At 38.0% G+C, this 1,782-nt stretch carries 3 protein-coding genes; all 3 read right to left on the bottom strand.

The features are described 5' to 3' along the window. Positions 1 to 59 precede the first annotated feature (59 nt). Entirely contained in the window at positions 60 to 551 is a 492-nt protein-coding gene (locus DWW77_RS13520; protein WP_110925741.1) for an IS110 family transposase, read from the bottom strand. Positions 552 to 751: 200 nt separating this feature from the next. After that, complete coding sequence (locus DWW77_RS13515; RefSeq protein WP_110103026.1) at positions 752 to 1,099, bottom strand: RNA methyltransferase; 348 nt, start codon at positions 1,097 to 1,099, stop codon at positions 752 to 754. A gap of 281 nt (positions 1,100 to 1,380) precedes the next feature. Then, positions 1,381 to 1,704, bottom strand: a complete 324-nt coding sequence (locus DWW77_RS13510) for a hypothetical protein (protein ID WP_173746127.1) — start codon at positions 1,702 to 1,704, stop codon at positions 1,381 to 1,383. Positions 1,705 to 1,782 lie beyond the last annotated feature (78 nt).

Genomic DNA, 1,782 nt, shown 5'->3' with positions numbered 1-1,782 from the left:
TCCCCCACAGATCCGTACGTGCCCAATTCAGGCATACGGCTCTTCACGACACTTATGCCTCAGATTATCCATATAGGCTCACGGCTGTATACCAGGTCTCTTATTTCGGCATAAATGCCTTCTGGCATGTATGGGATTGAATATCTCCCATCCACAACTAGTTTTGCGATTGTTTTTGGATCTTTTGAATCTGTTTTCTTTGGACTGTTATCATCAAGTTCCTTGATCTTCTTAACCGAGAATGGATTGACCATTACTAATCTTTTCTGATGATCATTTACATACTTTGCAAACGCAAACCAGTAATGACCTGTTGGCTCGCAGCCGATCAGAACTGCAGTCTTTTTATTCTCAGTCTTAAGTGTCTCTGCCCAAAGGTTGAAAGAATTGAACCCTTCCAGATCGTTATGAAAAGAAAAAATACGTTTTGTAAGTTCGCGTCCTCTGTTATCAAAAGCTCTTGCATAATGTATCTGGCTTCCTATATCAACTCCGACAACCATTGTTGAATCTGTTACTTGCTCAATCTTTTCATTCTGTGTATAATTCATTGGGAACCTCCAGTGCTTGATTGTTTTGTTTACATCCGCCAAGATGCAACTCAATCATACCTTGAGGTTCTTTTTTATTCAATTGGCGCTTTTAATGAATTACAGGAATGCTCCTTTCAAGCATATTCAGCACTTATATATTGTTTCCCAAATATTTTAAAGAAAAGCGTACCACTATTTTAATGATACGCTCATCATTATTAAATCACTTCAAAATGCTTCAATGCATCCTTTATTGCTTCAACCTTCTCTGGAGTTGGATGCTTCCTCGGCTGTTTCAATTTCTCTACCGCATTAGGAGCATCGTACATCGGCAAGCCTAAATCTCTCTTTACCTCTGCAATATATGCGGTATGTACTTTGAAGCCGTATTTAGCTTCTATGTACTCCTTTATCATTTTGTAGGTCACTCGTTCTTTGGGCTTATAGCTTTCCGCTCTTTTAGCAATATTATCAAGTGGAACTTTTCCCTCACCCTCGCCAAACTCAACTTTTACGTTGATATGTCCGTCTGGCTTTTTGTGGGAAAGCAGTACTACCGTCTCCACATGCGGTGTCGTTTTTCACTGCTTTAACAGTACGCGAACCCGCATAGTTACTGAGTTTTTACACCCTTTGACAGGTTGCTAATATCTGCAATCATAAGGTTAAGACATGGCGTACAGACCGTTTGACTTTGTAAACGTGTGGCGGGTACGCCGATATTTTGTAACACTTTTATAATACAAAATTATTCTAAATACTGCTACCATATTTGGTAATATATCAGTACGCCGATTTGTTTTGGGCATTTTTGCGAATGGCATTAACACCCTTTCAATGTTCACTTTTATTGAAACCGATATTTTCCTTTTCCATGTCCTGTTACAAGTACGATTACCTCACTATCAACCAACAGTTTTATTAACTTGGAAGCTCTTGATGGCTTTAATCCAGTAATTTCTTCAACTATCGTTCTTCCGAAACAATTTTCTTTTCCACATTTTGAAAATATTTCTACTGTATGATTTATTGTTTTTTCTGAAATCGTATCTGAGAAAGAAAGTAATTTATTTCGAATGTCCACTTTTGTGCTTTCAATGTCCACTTCTCCACTCTTAATGTCCACTTTTACTCTTTCAATGTCCACTTCTTCTGTATATACTTTTGCCATGGATGCCGTTCTCCTTTATCTGATGTTCCTATTGTAACGCAAAGATAAAGAAAAAGCGAATCAGGCAGACAGGGTATT

Source organism: Ruminococcus sp. AF17-12, from assembly GCF_003479245.1.
Classification (GTDB): Bacteria; Bacillota; Clostridia; order Lachnospirales; family Lachnospiraceae; genus Blautia_A; species Blautia_A fusiformis.
This window is presented reverse-complemented; position numbering and strand designations above follow the sequence as displayed.

Coding starts and splice junctions, on each gene's coding strand:
- DWW77_RS13520 (WP_110925741.1), bottom strand. CDS start 551: ATGAATTATACACAGAATGAAAAGATTGAGCAAGTAACAGATTCAACA.
- DWW77_RS13510 (WP_173746127.1), bottom strand. CDS start 1,704: ATGGCAAAAGTATATACAGAAGAAGTGGACATTGAAAGAGTAAAAGTG.